Origin of the sequence: Clostridium sp. AF19-22AC, from assembly GCF_003479085.1 — a bacterium.
In the GTDB taxonomy this organism is placed as follows: Bacteria; Bacillota; Clostridia; order Lachnospirales; family Lachnospiraceae; genus Faecalicatena_A; species Faecalicatena_A orotica.
Map to the genome: position 1 here is coordinate 48,355 of NZ_QUGN01000031.1, position 20,861 is coordinate 69,215.

At 46.3% G+C, this 20,861-nt stretch carries 16 protein-coding genes and 1 riboswitch; of the genes, 15 read left to right on the plus strand and 1 reads right to left on the minus strand.

All coding sequences use genetic code 11. The features are described from left to right. Positions 1–77 precede the first annotated feature (77 nt). Entirely contained in the window at positions 78–1,499 is a 1,422-nt protein-coding gene (locus DWX43_RS24050) for a PTS mannitol transporter subunit IICBA (protein ID WP_118622386.1), read from the minus strand. 988 nt (positions 1,500–2,487) lie between these two features. Between DWX43_RS24050 and DWX43_RS24060 the strand changes: the two genes are divergently transcribed. The 15 genes from DWX43_RS24060 to grdD all read left to right on the plus strand — a co-directional run bounded on the left by DWX43_RS24060 (position 2,488) and on the right by grdD (position 20,718). After that, a complete protein-coding gene (locus tag DWX43_RS24060; RefSeq protein WP_118622388.1) occupies positions 2,488–4,968 on the plus strand; it encodes a N,N'-diacetylchitobiose phosphorylase in 2,481 nt (826 codons plus the stop codon). Further along, the gene (locus DWX43_RS24065; RefSeq protein ID WP_118622390.1) at positions 4,965–6,389 is read left to right on the plus strand and encodes a phosphoglucomutase/phosphomannomutase family protein; all 1,425 of its coding nucleotides are present in this window, start codon (positions 4,965–4,967) and stop codon (positions 6,387–6,389) included. The genes DWX43_RS24060 and DWX43_RS24065 overlap by 4 nt, the downstream gene beginning before the upstream one ends. 26 nt (positions 6,390–6,415) lie before the next feature. Next, positions 6,416–8,185 carry a histidine kinase gene (locus DWX43_RS24070; RefSeq protein ID WP_118622392.1) on the plus strand — a complete coding sequence of 590 codons (1,770 nt, stop codon included), beginning with the start codon at positions 6,416–6,418 and terminating at the stop codon, positions 8,183–8,185. 78 nt (positions 8,186–8,263) lie between these two features. Continuing rightward, positions 8,264–9,604, plus strand: coding sequence for an extracellular solute-binding protein (locus DWX43_RS24075; RefSeq protein ID WP_118622394.1), 1,341 nt, complete (start codon positions 8,264–8,266; stop codon positions 9,602–9,604). Between the two features lie 87 nt (positions 9,605–9,691). Beyond that, complete coding sequence (locus tag DWX43_RS24080; RefSeq protein ID WP_109730736.1) at positions 9,692–10,579, plus strand: sugar ABC transporter permease; 888 nt, start codon at positions 9,692–9,694, stop codon at positions 10,577–10,579. A 14-nt stretch (positions 10,580–10,593) separates the two neighbouring features. Then, entirely contained in the window at positions 10,594–11,460 is an 867-nt protein-coding gene (locus tag DWX43_RS24085) for a carbohydrate ABC transporter permease (protein WP_109730735.1), read from the plus strand. Between the two features lie 34 nt (positions 11,461–11,494). After that, positions 11,495–12,250: a response regulator gene (locus tag DWX43_RS24090; RefSeq protein ID WP_118622396.1), complete on the plus strand. Its 756-nt coding sequence runs from the start codon at positions 11,495–11,497 to the stop codon at positions 12,248–12,250. Between the two features lie 235 nt (positions 12,251–12,485). Then, positions 12,486–12,597, plus strand: a riboswitch (glycine riboswitch). Between the two features lie 139 nt (positions 12,598–12,736). Continuing rightward, positions 12,737–13,123, plus strand: coding sequence for a GrdX family protein (locus DWX43_RS24095; protein ID WP_109730847.1), 387 nt, complete (start codon positions 12,737–12,739; stop codon positions 13,121–13,123). 154 nt (positions 13,124–13,277) lie between these two features. After that, positions 13,278–14,558: a glycine/sarcosine/betaine reductase component B subunit gene (locus DWX43_RS24100; protein ID WP_207657856.1), complete on the plus strand. Its 1,281-nt coding sequence runs from the start codon at positions 13,278–13,280 to the stop codon at positions 14,556–14,558. Positions 14,559–14,573: 15 nt separating this feature from the next. After that, complete coding sequence (gene grdB / locus DWX43_RS24105; RefSeq protein ID WP_109730733.1) at positions 14,574–15,884, plus strand: glycine reductase complex selenoprotein B; 1,311 nt, start codon at positions 14,574–14,576, stop codon at positions 15,882–15,884. 86 nt (positions 15,885–15,970) lie between these two features. Continuing rightward, positions 15,971–16,915 (plus strand): thioredoxin-disulfide reductase, encoded by a 945-nt coding sequence (trxB, locus tag DWX43_RS24110; protein ID WP_109730732.1) that lies wholly within the window; start codon positions 15,971–15,973, stop codon positions 16,913–16,915. A gap of 50 nt (positions 16,916–16,965) precedes the next feature. Beyond that, on the plus strand, positions 16,966–17,283 hold the full coding sequence (locus DWX43_RS24115) for a thioredoxin family protein (RefSeq protein ID WP_109730731.1): 318 nt from the start codon (positions 16,966–16,968) through the stop codon (positions 17,281–17,283). A 69-nt stretch (positions 17,284–17,352) separates the two neighbouring features. After that, positions 17,353–17,823: a glycine/sarcosine/betaine reductase complex selenoprotein A gene (gene grdA / locus DWX43_RS24120; protein ID WP_109730730.1), complete on the plus strand. Its 471-nt coding sequence runs from the start codon at positions 17,353–17,355 to the stop codon at positions 17,821–17,823. Between the two features lie 160 nt (positions 17,824–17,983). Continuing rightward, positions 17,984–19,525 carry a glycine/sarcosine/betaine reductase complex component C subunit beta gene (gene grdC / locus DWX43_RS24125; protein WP_109730729.1) on the plus strand — a complete coding sequence of 514 codons (1,542 nt, stop codon included), beginning with the start codon at positions 17,984–17,986 and terminating at the stop codon, positions 19,523–19,525. Positions 19,526–19,539: 14 nt separating this feature from the next. Continuing rightward, the gene (grdD, locus tag DWX43_RS24130; protein ID WP_118622398.1) at positions 19,540–20,718 is read left to right on the plus strand and encodes a glycine/sarcosine/betaine reductase complex component C subunit alpha; all 1,179 of its coding nucleotides are present in this window, start codon (positions 19,540–19,542) and stop codon (positions 20,716–20,718) included. Positions 20,719–20,861 lie beyond the last annotated feature (143 nt).

A 20,861-nucleotide genomic window follows, 5' to 3' on the forward strand; every position in this document is an offset into this window, starting at 1 on the left:
CCTGTATCCACCTTTTGATTCTGGGATTATTATCTTTATTGTAGCATGAATCGGGAGCTCATGAAAGAGTATGCATATTACTGATTTCGCCCTTTAAGTTCAAGAACCAGTTCGTCGTATTCCGGGGCCGCAAGGAAATTCGTGATCAGAATCCGTTCTGCGTTCGGATTACTCCGGGCCGCGCGTTCGCCCAGTTCCCTGTGTGTTACAACAATCTGGACATCGGCAGGAATGGAAGATACCGGGGTATGAATAACCTCGATTCCCTGAAGTCCTGCGGCGGCTATCTTTTTCTTAAGAACCGTTGCACCCATTGCGCTGGACCCCATTCCGGCATCACAGGCAAAGGCAATCTTGTGTACTTTTCCCTGTGTGGCGCCGTCTTTTGCCGTATCGTTTCCGAGAGAGCCTTCTGCAGCGGCCGGCTCAGCGATTCCTTTTGCCTGTCTCTTCATGCTGTCTTTTTTCTGCTGTGCTTCTTCAAGGCTTGTGTCTTTCCCCATGAATTTGAGAAGCGGCAGTGCGACGATAAGGGCCACGGCGGCAGATACTGCGATTCCGAGCAGGAGCCCTGCATAGCTGTGCCGTTCAGCCATCATGAGCAGCGCAAAAATACTTCCCGGTGAAGCGGGGGCTGTCAGTCCTACACCCATGAGGTTAAAGATAAAGATTCCGCTTGCACCGCCTGCCATTACAGCGAGGAGCAGGAGCGGGTTCATGAGGATGTACGGGAAGTAAATCTCATGGATACCGCCAAAGAAGTGGATAATGACCGCGCCGGGTGCGGAACTTTTTGCACTTCCTTTTCCTGCGATACAGTATGCGAGCAGGATTCCAAGGCCTGGTCCCGGGTTTGCCTCCAGAAGGAAGAATAGGGATTTTCCGATTTCTTCTACCTGCTGGATTCCCATCGGCGACAGGATCCCGTGGTTGATTGCATTATTCAGGAACAGCACCTTTGCCGGCTCGATAAACACACTCGTGAGCGGCAGCAGGCCGTGGTCGACGAAGAAACCGACTCCTGCCTGCATAACACTGTTGAGGGCGCCTACAAGCGGCGTGATTCCTACCATTGCCAGCAGGGCCAGAACTGCGCCGAAGATACCAAGTGAAAAATTATTGACCAGCATTTCAAAACCGGCCGGAATCTTATTTTCCATGAACTTATCGAACTTCTTAATGATCCATGCGGACAGCGGTCCCACGATCATTGCGCCGATAAACATCGGAACATCGGAACCTACGATGACACCCATTGTAGCAATGGCCCCGATGACGCCTCCGCGCTGTCCCGCCACCACATTTCCGCCTGTATAGGCAATCAAAAGCGGGAGAAGCATTGTTGACATGGGAGTCACTAATTGTGCAAACCTTTCATTCGGACGCCAGCCTGTTTCTATAAACAGGGCGGTAATAATTCCCCATGCGATAAAGGCACCGATATTCGGCATTACCATGCCGCTTAAAAATCTGCCAAAAGTCTGGACTTTCTCTTTCATTGATTTCACACCTCTTTCATCTCAAAAACCTTGTTTTTACGGAGATAGCTAATACGTATCTCACAATTACTGCCCCTTCGGGCGGGCTTCAGCCTAAGCTGAAAATGAGGTATGACTGGCCAATCAATCTCTTGTGTTCTGAACTCATTATAACCTTTTAAATGAGCAGGTTTCAACAAATAGAAAAGGAGATTTGGCGCTATAAAATAGTGCCAAATCTCCGTATTTTTATGGTGTTAAGCGATAACGGGTAATATCTTTCCAATTTGGAGGAAAGCCCATTCGGTTAAGAAGTTCATCATTGTTTATATGGACAAGATTTTTGGAAGCATGGTCGATCAAAGCAGATAAATTTCTTTTGAAAATTCTAAAATCACTGATTGGAATCAGATAGCGAAAAGCAATTACCACAGCAAATAAATCGTTTTTTCCATATTGATATTGGATTCCGTTTATTGGTACTGATAATTTCTTATGTAATGGCAGATCAGAAATATTGTCTATTGTCCGGTAAGTAAATAAGCGTTCTCCATGAGCGCATACATTTTTTTGTTAATGGAATCCTGAACAAGTGCTTGTAACCGCCCATTAACGGAAAATAGCCAATATGTTTCAATACATCTTCTGCATACTGTTTATTTGAAATAATAAGGTGTTTTTCATTTTGGAGCCATTCGACTTGTTTTGAAAAAGTAGAAAATTTCTTTTGTGACAACATTTTTTCTCCTTAAAAACAAAAGAGGGAGAGACCCGCAGGTTCTCCCCCGGTTACGGGCTTCGCAAGTTTCCGTAACACGATCACTGAGTTCAATATAACAGAATTAACATAAGAAGTCAATACGCTTAATTTAACTCTGTATTAGTATATGATATATAATGGTTACTATTACACAATTTTATGCAAATAATCGCATTTCCCGCAGTTGGTTCTTTTGGACTGTAAGCTTATAATCAAATCAGATGATATCAGGCGGGAGGAGTTTCTATTATGGAATATGGTCATTTTGACAGTGAAAAAAGGGAATATGTGATCGACAGGGTCGATCTGCCGGCATCCTGGACGAATTATCTGGGTGTGCGGGATATGTGTGCGGTAGTCAATCATACTGCGGGAGGTTATCTGTTTTATAAGTCCCCGGAATACCACCGGATCACGCGTTTCCGTGGGAACAGTGTGCCGATGGACCGTCCGGGGCATTACGTGTATCTGAGGGACGATGAGAGCGGGGATTACTGGAGTATTTCCTGGCAGCCGGTCGGCAAGAGTCTGGATACTGCAAAGTATAGTTGTGTACACGGGCTATCCTATACAAGATATGAGTGTGAATATAACGGGATTAAAGCGAGCCAGACTCTGTCCATCCCGATCGAAGATACGGTAGAGCTGTGGGATGTGAAGGTGAAGAATACAGGTACAAAAGAGCGGTCTTTAAGCCTGTTTTCTTACTGTGAATTTTCCTTCCACCACATTGAATTTGACAACCAGAATTTCCAGATGAGTCTTTATTCTGCGGGTTCTTCATATGAAGATGGGATTATCGAGCATGACCTGTATTACGATGAATTCGGGTACCAGTATTTTACGGCCGATTTTGAACCGGACGGCTTTGACTGTCTGCGGGATGAGTTTATCGGTGCTTACCGCTCCGAGAGCAATCCTTTGGGGGTTGAACGCGGGACATTAAGTGGCTCTTATGAAAAGGGAAATAACCACTGCGGGGCACTTCATAAGAAGATAATACTGAAACCGGGAGAAGAGGTCCGGGCAATATTTATGCTTGGGGAGGGCAGCCGGGAAGCAGGAAGGAAAATGAGGGAAAAGTATCAGGTTTTCCACAATGTCGACCAGGTTTATGTGGATTTAAAAGCATTTTGGGAAGAGAAGTGTGGAAAACTTCAGATTCAGACGCCGAATGAGGGGATGAATACGCTGATCAACACATGGACGCTGTATCAGGCAGAGATCAATGTCATGTTTTCCCGGTTCGCTTCCTTTATTGAGGTAGGAGGAAGGACCGGCCTCGGTTACCGGGATACGGCGCAGGATGCCATGACAGTACCCCATTCCAATCCGGAAAAATGCCGCCAGCGCCTTGGGGAACTCTTAAGGGGGCTCGTATCAAAAGGGTATGGACTGCACCTGTTTGAACCGCGCTGGTTTGACCCCGAGGCGGAGGAAAAGCCCTTTAAGTCACCGACTGTAGTTCCCCAGCCGAAGCGTGAGGACATGATCCACGGGCTGGAGGATACCTGTTCCGACGATGCGCTCTGGCTGATCGCGGCAATCACAGAGTATGTGAAGGAAACAGGGGAATATGGGTTTATCGATGAAGTGCTGACTTATGCGGACGGCGGAAGTGGTACCGTGTATGAGCATATGATGAAGATTCTGGATTTCTCTTTCAAACAGGTCGGAGAGGACGGCGTATGCAAAGGCTTACGTGCGGACTGGAATGACTGCCTGAATCTGGGCGGTGGAGAGAGTGCGCTCGTATCCTTCCTTCATTACTGGGCAATTGAGAACTTTCTGGAGCTGGCAAGGTTCCGTCAGGATGCAGATAATGTAAAGAAATATGAGGCAATGCAGCAGACGGTCCGTGAAGTATGCGGCCGGGAACTGTGGGATCAGGAGTGGTTCATCCGCGGTATTACGAAGAACGGCAGGCGCATCGGTACGACGAAGGACAAGGAAGGGAAGATTCATCTGGAGTCCAATGCATGGGCGGTCCTGTCCGGGGCGGCGAGTTATGAGAAGGGAATCCAGGCAATGGACAGTGTGCAGAAATACCTGTCCACACCTTACGGGATTATGCTGAACGCACCGTCCTTTACCGTGCCGGATGATGATATCGGTTTTGTGACAAGGGTATATCCCGGAGTCAAGGAAAACGGTTCTGTCTTCAGCCACCCGAATCCGTGGGCATGGGCGGCAGAATGCCGTCTGGGAAGGGGAGACCGGGCAATGGAGTATTACAATGCCCTCTGCCCGTATTACCAGAACGACAAGATTGAGATCCGGCAGGCAGAGCCTTACTCCTACTGCCAGTTTATCATGGGGAAGGACCACAGCGCATATGGACGGGCGAGGCATCCGTTTATGACAGGAAGCGGCGGCTGGGCGTATTTTTCCGCGACAAGGTATATGCTGGGAATCCGTCCGCAGTTTGAATATCTGGAGATTGATCCGTGTATCCCGGCACAATGGGACGGCTTTGAAGTAAGCCGTGTCTGGAGGGGGATCCGGTATCAGATTATCGTTGAGAACCCGGAACACGTCATGTCAGGAGTGAAGGAATTGTATTTGGACGGGGAAACTTACGCACCGGCATTTTCCAGTGCAGGGCTCGTTAAAGAAGGAGATACATCAGGACAGTCAGCAAAGAGGTCTGTGGCACAGATCCCGCTTTTAACAGATCAGAAAGAACATACAGTCAGAATCATCATGGGAGAAAGGAAGGCACAGTTATGATAGCATTCGGTACAGGCGGCTGGAGAGCAATTATTGGAGATGAATTTACAAAGGCGAACATACAGATACTTGCAAAGGCGATGGCGAGGAAGATGAAGGCAGAAGGCGTGGAGGAAAAAGGGATTGTCATGGGATATGACAGGCGTTTCCTTTCGAAAGAAACGATTTACTGGTCATGTGAGATCTTCGCAGAGGAGGGGATCAAGGTCTGGTTTATTGATCGTTCCGTTCCGACCCCGCTTGTCATGTTCTATGTGATGAAACACAACATGCCATACGGCATGATGGTGACGGCCAGCCATAACCCGGCCATCTATAACGGGATCAAGGTGTTTACAGAGGGCGGAAGGGATGCAAATGAGATCCAGACGCAGGACATTGAATGTTACATTAAAGAAATAGAGGATGAGTTCCAAGGGAAACCACTGCCGTCAATGCCCTATGAGAAGGCTTTAAAAGCAGGGCTTGTAGAAGAGTTCAATCCCCTGAATGAATATCTGGATAATATTATCGACAATATTGATATGCAGAAGATCAGGGATGCGGGTCTTAACATTGCCCTCGATCCGATGTACGGGGTCAGCCAGACGTCATTGAAAACGATCCTGCTGACGGCGAGGTGCGATGTAAACCTTATCAACGAACGCCATGACACCTTGTTCGGAGGGCGGCTCCCGGCGCCAACGGACGGGACACTGCGGGCTCTCAAGACGTATGTGATTGATTACGGCTGTGACATCGGACTGGCAACAGACGGGGATGCGGACCGGATCGGTGTAATTGACGACAAAGGAAGATTTCTGCACGCCAATGACATTTTGGTGTTATTATATTACTATCTTGTAAAATATAAAGGTTGGAAGGGACCGGTTGTAAGAAATGTTGCAACCACACATATGCTGGATAAAGTGGCGGAAGGGTTCGGCGAAACCTGCTATGAAGTCCCGGTAGGATTTAAGCACATTTCCGCTAAAATGCAGGAAACAGGAGCAATCCTCGGCGGGGAATCTTCCGGAGGGCTGACCGTACGCGGGCACATCAACGGCAAGGACGGGGTGTATGCGGCAATGCTCCTTGTCGAGATGCTCGCCGTGACAGGAAAGAAGATGTCACAGATTATGGAAGACATCCAGAAGGAATATGGCACGATTCACATGGAAGAACGGGATTATAAGATGACGCAGGATCGCAAAGAAGAGATTTTCCATATGCTCATGGAAGAAAAGCTTTTGCCTAAAATCGATGTGCCGATGCGTGATGTGTCCTATCTGGACGGGTGCAAAGTATACTTCGAGAACGGCGGCTGGATTATAGCCAGATTCTCAGGAACAGAGCCACTTCTGCGTATCTTCTGCGAGATGCCGGATGAAATGCAGGCGAAAGCATTATGTGAAGAATTTGAAACATTTCTGGATCTCTGATCGCTGCTTCCGGGAAAAGGAAACATATGAAGACGAAAAGAAAGATTTCTATTAAGTCAAGGATCATTGCACTGATGGTCTTATGCTGGCTTCTGCCCCTAATCCTGATCACGGGGGTAAACGTGTATTACATCTCAAGCAATCAGTTTGAGAGCAAGATTTCGAAACAGATCGAACAGCTCAAGTTCAACGACCAGGTGAGCGCAGAGCGTCTGAATAAGGTAATAGAAGCGTCCCGTCAGGCATCTTATGACGGGACGCTTACTGACCTTTATGTAAGGTATAAGAAGGGGGCTATTCCGGAGCACGACCTGCTCGCATCCAGTATGTATTATCTGGGGGACAGGTACGGGCGGGACAGCCTCATTAAGGCCTCCATTCTGTGGTACAGGGATGATCCGGCCAGACTGAACAGCAGTGCTTACAATACCGGCGAGGGCGGGACCTACCAGCTGGTACAGAGATACTGGGACGAGGACCACGAGGCGGTCGAGGCGCTGGCCGGGAACCTTGATACAAAGGTGCAGTTTTACAGCAGCGGAAACAGGCTGTATCTGGTGCGTAATCTTTACAGCCCATCCTATGTAAATGCAGGTACACTTGTGCTGCTTATCAATAAAAATGAATGCTTTGAAAACTATTCTGTTTTCCCGTCCGGGACATCTGTGACACTTCATGTGGATGACTGTAACCTCCGCCTAATTGGGGATGAGGTTACTGCGAAGGAAACGGGAAAGGAGGAGATGGGGGGAGTCTCCGGATATACGTGGGACAACGGTATTCTCTGCATCTATCATGACATGCTGGCAGGGGATCACAGGATTACTTCGCTTGTCCGGTTCGATGACAGCTCCTCCTTCACGCTGTTTTACGGATATAAAACCATACTGATCGGGATGGTACTCTGCCTGATCCCATTGCTTTCCATCCTTCTGTGGGTGTTCTACAGGCATGTGACAAAGCCGGTTGAAAAGATGATGGACGGTGCCGTGGAGATTGAAAAAGGAAATCTCGGCTATCAGCTGGATTTTGAACCTGAGAGCAAGGAGTTCCATTATCTTGCGGATTCTTTTAATAAGATGTCAGAAAAGCTGAAATACCAGTTTGACCATATCTATGAGGAAGAATTGGCACTGAGGGATGCACGGATTATGGCGCTGCAGTCCCACATCAACCCACATTTTATGAATAACACACTGGAGATTATCAACTGGGAGGCGCGCCTGTCCGGGAATCAGAAGGTGTCGCAGATGATTGAGGCCCTGGCGACGCTGATGGATGCAGGAATAGACAGGAAAAAGCAGCCGGAGGTACTTTTGTCCGAAGAAATGATCTATGTGAATGCTTATCTCTATATCATTGCTGAAAGGCTCGGGAAACGTCTTACGATTAAGAAAGAGCTTCCCGATGAAATCATGCAGTACAAGGTTCCGAGGCTGATCCTGCAGCCTGTGATCGAGAACGCCATTGAACATGGCGTCGTGAAAAACGGTCAGGGGACGGTCGTCTTATCCGGCCGTAAAGAAGGCAGGTTCTTATATCTGGAAATTGTGAACGAGGCACATCTGACGAAGGAAGACGAGGCAAAGGTCGAGAGGCTTCTGGATGTGGATTATGATACAAGCAAAGAGGCTTCAGGCAGTCTGGGGATTGCAAATGTGAACCAGAGGCTTAAGATTCTGTACGGGGAGCCGTGCGGACTAAGCATGGAAAAACTGGATGAAAACCATGTCCGTGCCCGTTTGACTATCCTTGTCGGGGAAGATGGCAAGATAATGCAAGAAATCACAGATTGAGTTATTCACTTTTCCTAAAAAAACGTCATAATAAAAGTATAAATTATACAGAATGTATAAGCGATTGGAGGAGAAGTTATGAAGAAAAAAGTGGTTTCAATTTTACTTGTAACAGCAATGGTTGGAACAATGGCAGCAGGGTGTGGTTCCAAAAAAGGAAGCGACAGCAAGGACGAGGAGTTATCCTTAAGCGTCACAACAACATTTGCCGGTGAAGATGGAAATGCACCGAATTATAAAGAAGCCGTTTCCGCATTTGAGGAAGAGACTGGAATCAAGATTAACGATTCATCCGCGGTTTCAGACGAAACATTTAAGGCACGTATCGAGACAGATTTCCAGGCTGGTTCAGAACCGGACGTACTGTTCTTTTTTAACGGGGCAGATGCAAATTCATTTATCGAAGAAGGAAAAGTTATTTCTATAGACGATATCAGGGCTGAATATCCAGACTATGCATCTAATATGAATGACGACCTGATACCGGCATCACTGGTAGATGATGTGAAATATGCGGTTCCGGTAAACGGATACTGGGAAGGCCTCTTCTGTAATACAGAAGTTCTGGATGCAGCAGGCGTGGAAGTTCCGGGAGCAGATTACACATGGGCTGATTTCGAGGCAGACTGTGAGAAGATCAAAGCAGCAGGCTACACGCCGATCGCATCTGCACTGGGCGAGATCCCTCATTACTGGTGGGAATACAGTATCTTCAACCACACTTCACTTGACAGCCATCTCGAGGTTCCAAAGAGTGTAGATGAAGGCAACGGACCTGGCTGGGTAGAAGGTATGGAAGATATTAAGAAACTGTATGAAAAAGGATATTTCCCGGAAAACACATTATCAGCAAAAGATGATGAGACATTTGCACTGTTTACAAGCGGAAAAGCCGGATTCTTAATTGATGGTTCATGGAAAGTAGGCGGTATCGCTTCAGCATGCCAGTCAGACCCGGATGATGCATCCACACTTGATAAAGACAAACTGGATAAATTCACAGTTACTTATGTTCCGACTAACGGGGAAAGAAAAGCAACAGACCTGATCGGCGGACTTTCTGAAGGATATTACATCACAAAGAAAGCATGGGACGATGAAGCTAAGAGAGACGCAGCCGTTAAATTCGTAGAGTACATGACAACAGACGATATGGTTGCAAAATTCGCACAGCACACAGCATCTGCCTTAAAGGAAGCTCCGGAAGTAGATGATGCAGAGTTTAACTCCCTTCAGATCAAGGCCATTGACATGATGGCAGGTGTTTCATCCCTGACAGGTGCAGTACAGGATATTTTCAACGGAGAATGCAGGGTATCAACATTCGACGGTATGCCTCAGATCGTTACAGGAGAAGTCAGTGCAAAGGACGCTGTAGCGGAAGGTCTTGAGATGTACGCAGAGCAGACAGCAGAATAGGCATAAAACTTATAACCGGGGCGCGTGTCTGTGAGAACCGTGAACAGACACGCCTCCGGTTTTTAAAACTCAGTAGGAGGCAGAGTCATGGAATCTAATATATACAGAAACAAAAAACCGCTGTTTGTGTTCCTGATACCGGCATTCATATTCATGGTGATTTTTCTTTACTATCCATTTGTTAAAAATATTCTGAACAGTTTCCAGAATATTTCCAGCCTTGGTGCTGCAAGCAAGGGATGGAACGACCCCTGGTATACGAACTATGTAAAAATGTTCAACGACCCGAATATGCGGACCGCAATCTTAAACACAATTATCATGATGCTTGTAACAATTGTCGGCCAGGTCGGAATCGCAGTCGCACTTGCACTGATGGTTGATAACATCAAAAAGGGGGCAAAATTCTTCCGTACCGTATTTTTCTTCCCGATTGTTATCTCAGCTACCGCATTAGGTCTGATGTTTAACCTGATCTTCCTGTATGACAAGGGAATGGTCAACCAGCTTTTAGAATTCCTTGGAAAAGGAACCCTGACTGACTGGAAAGATACGGCACACGCGCTGGTTATCATGCTGCTTCCGGTTATGTGGCAGTATGTAGGTTTTTATTTTGTAATCCTTATCACCGGACTCAACAATATTCCGGAAGAATTATATGAATCCGCATCTATCGACGGTGCAACAAGATGGCAGAGGATCAGGTATATTACACTGCCGATGCTGAGAAATGTCATCTGCACATGCGTTGTCCTGGCAGTAACAGGAGCGCTGAAGGTATTTGACCTGCCGTGGGTTATGTTCCCGAAGGGCATGCCGCTAGGCAAAACATGGCTGACCGGTACCTATATGTACTATCAGGCATTTAATACGAAAAATGTAGACTACAGCTCTGCAATCGCAGTCGTGATCGTAGTGCTTGGAATTGTAACCTCTAAAATCGTCAACAAAGTGTTCAAAGAAGCAGATTACTAAGAAGGAGATAAGGCATGAAAACAAAAACAAAGAAACGTATGTCACCCGGCATGATAGTGATTTATGCAATTCTCATCTTCTGGGCCCTGACAACAATTTATCCGATATTCTGGATCATCATGAACTCATTTAAAGCAAAAAACGAGATTCTGGCAAATTCATTTTCCCTGCCGGTCGGTGATCTGTTTACAACATCTAACTATAAAACTGCCTTTGAACGTTTGAATATATTCAGTGCTTACCGGAACAGTATTATCATATCCTGTACCGTAGCGCTTGTCGTAGTTCTGCTGGCAGGGCTGGCATCCTTTGCCATCGTCCGCTACAGCTTCCGGTTAAAGAAATTTGTTTACTCACTGATCATAGCAGGCATGATGTTCCCTGTGTTCTCGACGATCATCCCGGTATTCAGAATGCTGAATTCGATACATATCGCCAACACAAACAATCTGTGGCTCTCCCTCTTATCCGTGGCACTGCCCCAGATCGCGGGGAACCTGTCATTTGCGATCGTGGTGCTGAGCGGTTATATCAAGTCTCTTCCAATTGAACTGGAAGAAGCCGCATACATGGAAGGGTGCAATGCCTACCAGATTTTCTTCAAGGTGGTGATGCCGCTGACAAAACCTTCTTTTGCGACAGTAGCGATTTTCTCATTCCTGTGGAGTTATAATGACCTGTTTACACAGATGTTCCTGCTGCGCCTGCCGGAACAGAGGGCTATCACCCGCCTTCTGAACGAGCTTACTGCTATGGAGGGAACCAACTACGGACTTATGGCGGCAGCGGTAGCATTAGTTGTCATTCCGGTCATAATTGTGTATATTATATTACAGAAGCATATTATCAAAGGTATGACTGCAGGAGCCATCAAAGGGTAGATCCGCAGGACGCCTTGTTTATGAGGGTGGGAAAATGTATAAAGTTGTAATTATCGATGATGAGCCGATTATAGTCGAAGGCTTGTCCCGTGTGATTAAGTGGGAAGAATACGGCTGCCGTCTGGCCGGGACTGCATATGACGGCATGGAGGGCGTGAAGGTGATCCGGGAACAGGAACCGGATATCATCTTCTCAGACATCGCCATGCCGGGCATGGACGGATTGAAGATGATCGCGGCAATCCGCGTGGAACAGCCCGATGCCATGATCGCCATACTCACAGGCTACCGGGACTTTGATTACGCGCAGACTGCCATCCGTCTAGGTGTATGCAGATTCCTTTTAAAACCATCCAACCTCACCGAACTGGAAGAGGCCGTTCAATTCATGGTAAGCGAACTGAAGAAGAAACAGCCGGAAGCGGCAGGGCATGAGGACACGGAAGAGGATTCCGAAGGAACTGCAGGAAGCTTTATCGTAAAGAATGCTATGGAATATATGCAGAATCATTATGCGGAAAAGGTTACCTTATCCGAGCTGGCTGACAAGATGTATGTGAGCCAGTGGCATCTCAGCAAGCTCCTGAATAAGCATATGAAGAAGAGCTTCAGCGAACTCCTGAATGAGATCAGGGTAAAAGAGGCGAAACAGCTTCTGAAGGACCCTTCTTTAAGAGTCGGTGATGTGGCGGAGATGGTCGGATTTTTGGATATTGCACACTTTTCAAGAGTCTTTAAGAAGTATACAGAAATGTCTGCCAATGAGTATAGGAATAAAAAGCTTGGCTGATATCAGTTATTGAAAATGTCTATAAATAGTATAGAAATATTCTTTTATACAATCTGCATAAATGTATTGGATTTCTGGAACGGAAAAACGGGAACAAACAGGGAAACAGGTTGTGCAGAATAACTAATTTGATGAAATTTTTCCTGAGAGCTTGCAAATTTTTTAACAATTGGTTATTATAGAAACAGGCAATAGACTGGGTTCTAGTTGTCTATAAGTAAACTGCATAGTGGGATGATGTTTTTCAAGAGAGAGCCGGACAGACCGGCCGCCGAAGAGGCAAGCCATGTATACGAGGGTGAACGTATACGGGTGAAACTTTCAGGCAAAAGGACTGGGAAACGTACCACATTCTGAATCTTGTGCTGAGCGCTTTTTAAAACAAAGGAATCAGGGCAAACAAACAGAAAGGAGGACGATTTATACACGGGCGTGTTTAAATTGTCTTTTTTTATCTTTGAAAAGCCAAAGGAGAAGAAGGGTAACATGAGCAAAGGCAACTACATAGTCATAACCAACAATCCACTTGTTTTTGAAAAGCTGAAAGACGGGCACGAAGTCATATACAGGGAGATTTCTTACGAAGAGATTCTAAAAGACGTCAGAGACAGAATCCACGATGGTCACCGGCTTTTAACACATCCGTTATCAGGAAGCGTAAAGCCGAATGAAACACCATACAAATCAATTCTAATTACAAAAGGAAAGGAGAAGATGGATGACTGGTCCGTACAGATCATTGAAAGTGCCATCCAGGCCTGCCGGAAGTTTGAATTTAAGTCAGACAAGTACGGCGCCGGGGTGTACAAAGACTTTCAGATGATTGACTGGACCCTGTTAGAAAGTGGATTGGCATCAGCCGACCTTTGGTAGGCCGGTGCACATGGCGGCGGCTGCAAAGAGAAGCACCAGCGCCAGTAAGTTCAAAAGAGGTTTTGAATCGCCTAGTTGTACGAAAACTATGAAAATGCTGATACTGTTCGCACCTGCGAATAGTAATCAAATAATTGAGAGGAGGGCATGACAAGTGAGATTAGAAATGGGACACATTTACATTAAGGATATCCAGTTCGGACCGGAGTCAAAGATTGAAGACGGAGTCCTTTATGTATCCGAGGAGGCTGTGAAGGCAGTTGCTCTGGAGGAGGAAAAGATTAAGAGTGTATCACTTGATATTGCGAGACCGGGAGAGTCAGTAAGAATCACACCGGTAAAGGATGTTATTGAACCGAGAGTAAAAGTTGAGGGAAGAGGAGGAATTTTCCCGGGCGTCATCTCTAAGACTGATACAGTCGGAGAAGGCAAGACTTATGCACTGAAAGGAATGGCTGTTGTAACAGCGGGCAAGATCGTTGGATTCCAGGAAGGTATCATTGATATGACAGGCCCCGGAGCAGAATATACACCATTCTCAAAGACACAGAACCTGGTTATGGTATGTGAACCGGAAGAGGGAATCGAACCTCATGATTATGAAAAAGCAGTGAGACTTGCAGGATTCAGGGTTGCAGTTTATATTGGGGAATTAGCTCGCGACCTGACACCTGATGAGACAAAAGTATATGAGACATGCACGATTAAAGAAGGTATTGAGAAGTATCCTGACCTTCCGAGAGTTGCATATGTACAGATGCTGCAGAGCCAGGGGCTTCTGCATGACACATATGTTTACGGCGTAGACGCAAAGAGAATCGTTCCTACAATCTTAAGCCCGACAGAGATCATGGACGGCGCGATTGTATCAGGAAACTGCGTATCTGCATGTGACAAGAACCCGACATATGTACACCTGAACAATCCGGTTGTACATGATTTATTCGAACAGCACGGAAAAACTCTGAACTTTGTATGCCAGATCATTACAAATGAGAACGTGTACTTAGCTGACAAACTCCGTTCATCCGACTGGACAGCAAAGCTCTGCAAGATGCTTGATCTGGACGGCGTTATCGTTTCTCAGGAAGGATTCGGAAATCCGGATACAGACCTGATCCTGAACTGCAAGAAGATTGAGGCAGAAGGCGTTAAGACTGTTATCATCACAGATGAGTATGCAGGACGTGACGGTAAATCCCAGTCTCTCGCAGACGCAGACCCGGCAGCAGATGCTGTTATCACAGGCGGAAATGCAAACCAGGTGATCATTCTTCCTAAACTGGACAAGGTGATCGGTACTCTGGACTATGTAACTAAGATCGCAGGTGCAAGTGAAGAGACTCTTCGCGAGGATGGAAGCTTGGAAGTTGAGCTTCAGGTTATCACAGGCGCAACAAACGAAACTGGCTTTAACAAGCTGAGTGCAAGATAGCGGGGAGGAGAAGAAATGGCTAAAATTAAAGTTGTTCATTATATTAATCAATTCTTCGCACAGATTGGCGGAGAGGAAAAAGCTGATTATCCGGCAGAAATCCGTGTAGGAGAGGTTGTTGGACCGGGTATGGCACTGACAGCCAGCTTTAAAGATGATGCAGAGATTATCGCTACAATCGTGTGCGGTGACTCTTATTTCAATGAGAACCTGGAGAAGGCAAAAGCAGACATTCTGGCTATGGTAAAAGAGCAGGCTCCGGATGTATTTATCGCAGGACCGGCATTCAACGCAGGACGTTACGGCGTGGCATGTGCTACAATCTCTGCTGCAGTACAGGAAGAACTGGGAATCCCGGCACTTACAGGTATGTATGTTGAGAACCCTGGTGCAGATATGTTCAAGAACCAGGTATATATGATTGCTACGAAAAACAATGCGGCAGGCATGAGAGACGCTGTTTCTAAGATGGCACCTCTGGCATTAAAGCTTGCAAAAGGCGAGCCGATCGGTGCATCCGCAGAAGAAGGCTACATGCCTAACGGCATCCGTGTAAACTTCTTTGAAAAAGAAAGAGGTTCACAGAGGGCAGTAAAGATGCTGCTTAAGAAACTGAATGACAAACCGTTCGTAACAGAGTATCCGATGCCAGACTTCGACAGAGTTGACCCGAATCCGGCAGTAAAGGATTTAGCTCATGCAAAGATCGCCCTTGTAACATCAGGCGGTATTGTTCCGAAAGGAAATCCGGACCATATCGAAAGCTCCAGTGCATCACACTACGGAGAGTACGATATCACAGGTGTATATGACCTGACAGAAGAGACATACGAGACAGCACACGGCGGATACGATCCGGTATACGCAAACAAAGATTCAGACAGAGTACTGCCTGTAGATGTGCTTCGTGACCTTGAAAAAGAAGGCGTTATCGGGGAACTGCATAACAAATTCTATACAACAACGGGGAATGGTACGTCCGTTGCCAACTCAAAAGCATTTGCTGCTGAATTTTCACAGAAACTGCTTGCGGCAGGCGTAGACGCAGTCATCCTCACCTCCACCTGAGGCACCTGTACTCGTTGCGGTGCAACGATGGTGAAAGAAGTGGAAAGAGCGGGAATCCCTGTAGTACATATCTGTACTGTAACACCGATTTCTATGACAGTAGGGGCGAACAGAATCGTTCCGGCTATCGCGATACCACATCCTCTTGGAAACCCGGCATTAAGCCACGAAGAGGAAAAAGAACTCCGCCGCAGGATTGTTGTAAAAGCACTGAATGCTTTAACAACAGAAGTAGACGGACAGAAGATTTTCGAGTAAAATAAAAAGGGGGATACCTTCCTGATAATAGTAATCAGGAAAGTATCTCCTGCAATTGAATTCGCGAAGGAGAGGAAACTTTCGTTATGAGCAAAATATATGACGTTATTATTCTGGGAGCAGGCCCGGCAGGACTTGCAGCAGGATTATATGCAGGCAGGAGCCGTCTGTCCACACTGATCATCGAAAAAGGACAGGACGGGGGACAGATCGCGATCACAGATGAGATCGAGAACTATCCGGGACAGATCGTAGATGGGGAGTCAGGCCCGTCACTGATTGAGAGAATGACACAGCAGGCTGAAAAGTTTGGCGCAGAGCGCGTATCTGATACAATCAAAGAGGTTGAACTGGAAGGCGAAGTAAAGATCTTAAAGAGTGAGAAAGCAGAATATCAGGCTAAGAATGTAATCATCGCAACAGGAGCCCATGCAAGACCGATCGGCTGTAAAGGTGAGAGGGAGTTTATGGGCAAGGGTGTATCTTACTGTGCAACATGCGATGCCAATTTCTTTGAAGATTTTGAAGTATATGTAGTAGGCGGCGGCGACTCCGCAGTTGAGGAGGCTATGTACCTCACAAAGTTTGCCAGAAAAGTAACCATTATCCACAGACGTAATGAACTGCGTGCAGCAAAATCCATTCAGGAAAAGGCATTTGCTAATCCGAAGATCGAATTCTTCTGGGATTCTGTAGTGGAAGAGCTTTTCGGTGACGATATTCTTCAGTCTATGACAGTGAAGAATGTAAAGACAGGAGAGATCAGAACAGTAGAGGCTGATCCGGATGATGGAATGTTCGGCCTGTTCGGGTTCATTGGAACAGTTCCCAACTCTGACGTGTTCAAGGGAATCATTGACATGGACGAGAGAGGATACATCAAAACAGACGCTGATATGCATACTAATATCCCGGGTGTTTATGCGGCAGGAGATGTCCGCATCAAGAGCCTGAGACAGGTTGTAACAGCGGCTGCTGACGGCGCAATCGCAGCCGTTCAGGTGGAAAGAAGTATGTCAGATTATTTCTAGGACATACAGTAACCAAAGGAAGTACTTTACAAGAATGGAGGGTTTGACCAATGGTAGATTTGGATAAGACTAATTTTGAGGAAGAAGTTTTAAAAGCAGAAGGATATGTATTCGTAGATTTCTACGGAGACGGCTGTGTGCCATGCCAGGCACTGATGCCGAAGGTACATGAATTTGCAGAGACATATGGCGATAAGATGAAATTTACATCTTTGAATACAACAAAAGCACGTCGTCTTGCGATTGCACAGAAAGTTCTTGGACTTCCTGTTATGGCAATTTACAAAGGCGGAGAGAAGATCGACGAAGTAGTGAAAGATGATGCTACTCCGGAGAGCATTGAAGCAATGATTAAGAAATACATCTAATCAGATGTTTTCTAGATCATAGATTACAAGATGAGTGATATAACTTACAAGAAAGGAGATCGAATAATTATGGCTATCTTAGAAGGTAAAAAAGCAATAATTATCGGAGACCGTGATGGAATTCCGGGACCGGCTATCGCAGAATGTGTAAAAACTGCCGGCGCTGAAATCGTATTTTCATCCACGGAATGTTTCGTCTGAACGAGTGCAGGCGCAATGGACTTAGAGAATCAGAAGAGGGTAAAAGAATTTGCTGACGAATACGGTGCAGAGAACTTAGTAGTAGTTCTCGGTGCTGCAGAAGGCGAAGCTGCAGGTCTTGCAGCTGAGACTGTAACAGCAGGTGATCCTACTTTTGCAGGTCCATTGACAGGAGTCCAGCTTGGACTTCAGGTATATCACGTATGTGAACCAGAGATGAAAGAAGAATTTGATGAAGCCGTTTATGATGAACAGATCAGTATGATGGAAATGGTACTCGATGTTGATGATATTATCAATGAAATGACCGACATCAGAGAGCAGTACTGCAAGTTCTAATAAAACTTATAGACTGTTAGTTCTACTTCACAAGTTAAGAGGGGCAGGCCTTAAGTGTACCCGATAAGGGCCTGCCTTCTTTTTTTTCCTGTAATGCAGTTCCTTACCGGAATTTATATCACGAATCAAATTAAATGAGCTTAAGAAAGGCGGAAAACCAATGAACAGTGTAATTAAAGGAGCAAGCTATGTATTAGTACATACTCCTGATATGGTTTTATATAATGGTACAACACAGACAACAGAGAAGATTGTAAACCCGGAATCAGAGTATTTAAAAGAAGTGCCAAACCACCTGCGTTCCTATGAGGAAGCAGTTTCCTACTGGCCGAACCAGACTTATATCGGAAATGTACATCCTGATGAGCTTACAGGGGTAGAATTTCCGTGGTATGACAAGAAGAAAGAAGATGCCGGCCGTTACGGAAAATTTGGTGAGATCATGCCGGAGGAAGAATTCTTATTCCTTGTACAGGCATGTGACATGTTCGAGGTTGTAAAACTGGAAAAAGGTTTTGTTGCAGAATACAAAGAAGCATTTGCGAAAAACCCGATCATTTCAGAAGATATCGTAGAAAAAATCACGGAAGGCGCTGAACTCTCTGAGATCGAAGAATTCGTAAACAATGATCACGCAGAGGGCCTGTACTTCCAGAATAAATTGGTTGGATGTGTAAAACCGGCACATGATATTGATGTGAATTTATCTTCACATGTTATGCATGAAAACCTGATGAGCAAGGCATCCAGCGTTCTTGCCCTGCTTTATGCAGTACGCAATGCAGGAATTGAGAAGTCTGATGTTGAATATGTTATCGACTGTGCAGAGGAAGCATGCGGCGATATGAACCAGAGAGGCGGCGGAAACTTTGCAAAGGCGGCAGCCGAAGTGGCAGGACTTGTCAGCGCATCCGGATCAGACGTAAGAGGATTCTGTGCGGCACCTGTACACGCAGTAATTGAAGCGGCAGCACTGGTTAAATCAGGTGCGTACAAGACAGTTGTTGTAACAGCAGGCGGATGTACCGCGAAACTGGGAATGAACGGAAAGGACCACATCAAGAAAGGCCTTCCAATCTTAGAAGACTGCCTCGGCGGATTTGCTGTTGTTATTTCTGAAAATGACGGAGTCAGCGCTGAGATCGACCTGAATCTTCTGGGACGCCACAGTGTAGGAACCGGTTCTGCACCGCAGGCAGTTATCGGAAGCCTTGTAACAGAATCACTTGACAGAGTGGGCATGAAGATTACAGATATTGACAAATTTGCACCGGAGCTCCAGAACCCGGACATCACAAAACCGGCAGGTGCAGGAGATGTTCCGCTTGCCAATTACAAGATGATTGGTGCGCTTGCTGTAAAACGCGGCGAGCTCGACAGAAAAGCACTGGCTGATTTCACAGCTTCACACGGACTTACCGGATGGGCTCCTACACAGGGACATATTCCTTCAGGTGTGCCTTATATCGGATTCGCAAGTGAAGACATCAAAGAAGGCCGGATCAATAATGCAATGATCATCGGTAAGGGAAGTCTGTTCCTTGGAAGAATGACAAACTTATTCGATGGTGTATCCTTTGTAATGCACGGAAATACAGCAGCACAGGAGAGTGCAGCAGACGCAGGTGTTTCAGAGGATGAAGTAAAGAAGATGATCGCAAACGCAATGAAGGATTTTGCAGCTTCTTTACTGGCAGAGTAAGGGAGGCAGTGACTATGGCAGATAATATTCAGAAAATGATCGCCGATACCTTCCTTCAGATGGCGGAGGGCCTGGAGACAGGAAGCTTCGGTAAAAGACCGAAAATTGCACTGACAGGCATGGGCAGCGAACATGGTGAAGCAAACGCAATGGAAGCAGCAATTGCCGCTGCAAAAGACGGAATAGATGTATATTACATTGGAACTTTAGAGTCAGAAGAGAATGGAAATTCTTCAGGCAATGTTATCACTGTAAAGGTTGAAGATGAAGAAGCGGCCCACAAGAAGATGGAAGAACTTCTGAAAGAAAAGAAAGTAGACGGAGCAGTTACCATGCATTACCCGTTCCCGATCGGCGTATCTACAGTAGGACGCGCTGTGACACCGGGCAGGGGCAGAGAGATGTATGTGGCAACAACAACGGGTACATCCAGTGCTGACCGTATTGAAGGCATGATCAAAAATGCAATTTACGGAATCATTGCAGCAAAAGCATGCGGAAATGCAGAACCTACAGTCGGAATTCTGAATGTGGACGGAGCGCGCCAGACAGAGATCGCCCTGAAGCAGTTAAAAGATAACGGCTATCATATCAATTTTGCTGAGTCAGCAAGAGCTGACGGCGGATGTGTCATGAGAGGAAACGATGTCCTTCAGGGGACACCGGACATCATGGTATGTGATTCCTTATCCGGAAATATCCTGATCAAAATGCTGTCCTCCTTCACAACAGGCGGCAGCTATGAAGCATCAGGATACGGATATGGCCCGGGAATCGGCGAGGGGTATGACCAGCTTGTCATGATCATTTCACGTGCATCAGGGGCGCCTCTCATTGCAGGAGCGATCCGTTATGCGGCGCAGCTTGTAAAAGGCAGAATTTTCGAAGTGGCAGCAGCAGAATTTGCAGCAGCAAATAAAGCAGGACTTGCAGATATACTTGCAGCCAGAAAAGCTTCTGACAAATCCGCAGTGGCACAGGAAGTTGTAACAGCGCCGGCAAAAGAAGTAGTTACTGCACAGATCGCGGGAATCGAGATCATGGATCTGGAAGACGGCGTTCAGGCACTCTGGAAGATCGGAGTGTATGCAGAAAGCGGAATGGGCTGTACAGGACCGATTATCCTTGTAGCCGATGCAAACCTTGCGAAAGCAAAGGAAGAGCTGAAAAAGGGCGGATATATCGCGGATTAAAGCGGCTTGTGTAAGGCGGCCGGTCTTCCGGTCCGCGTATGGACAATCGTGGAGGAATAGGACAATGTAATAGGGTGCTGCAAAATGATGAGTAATCACCATTTTGATATGCTCCCTTCTAGGTAGACAAGTGAAATAATAAA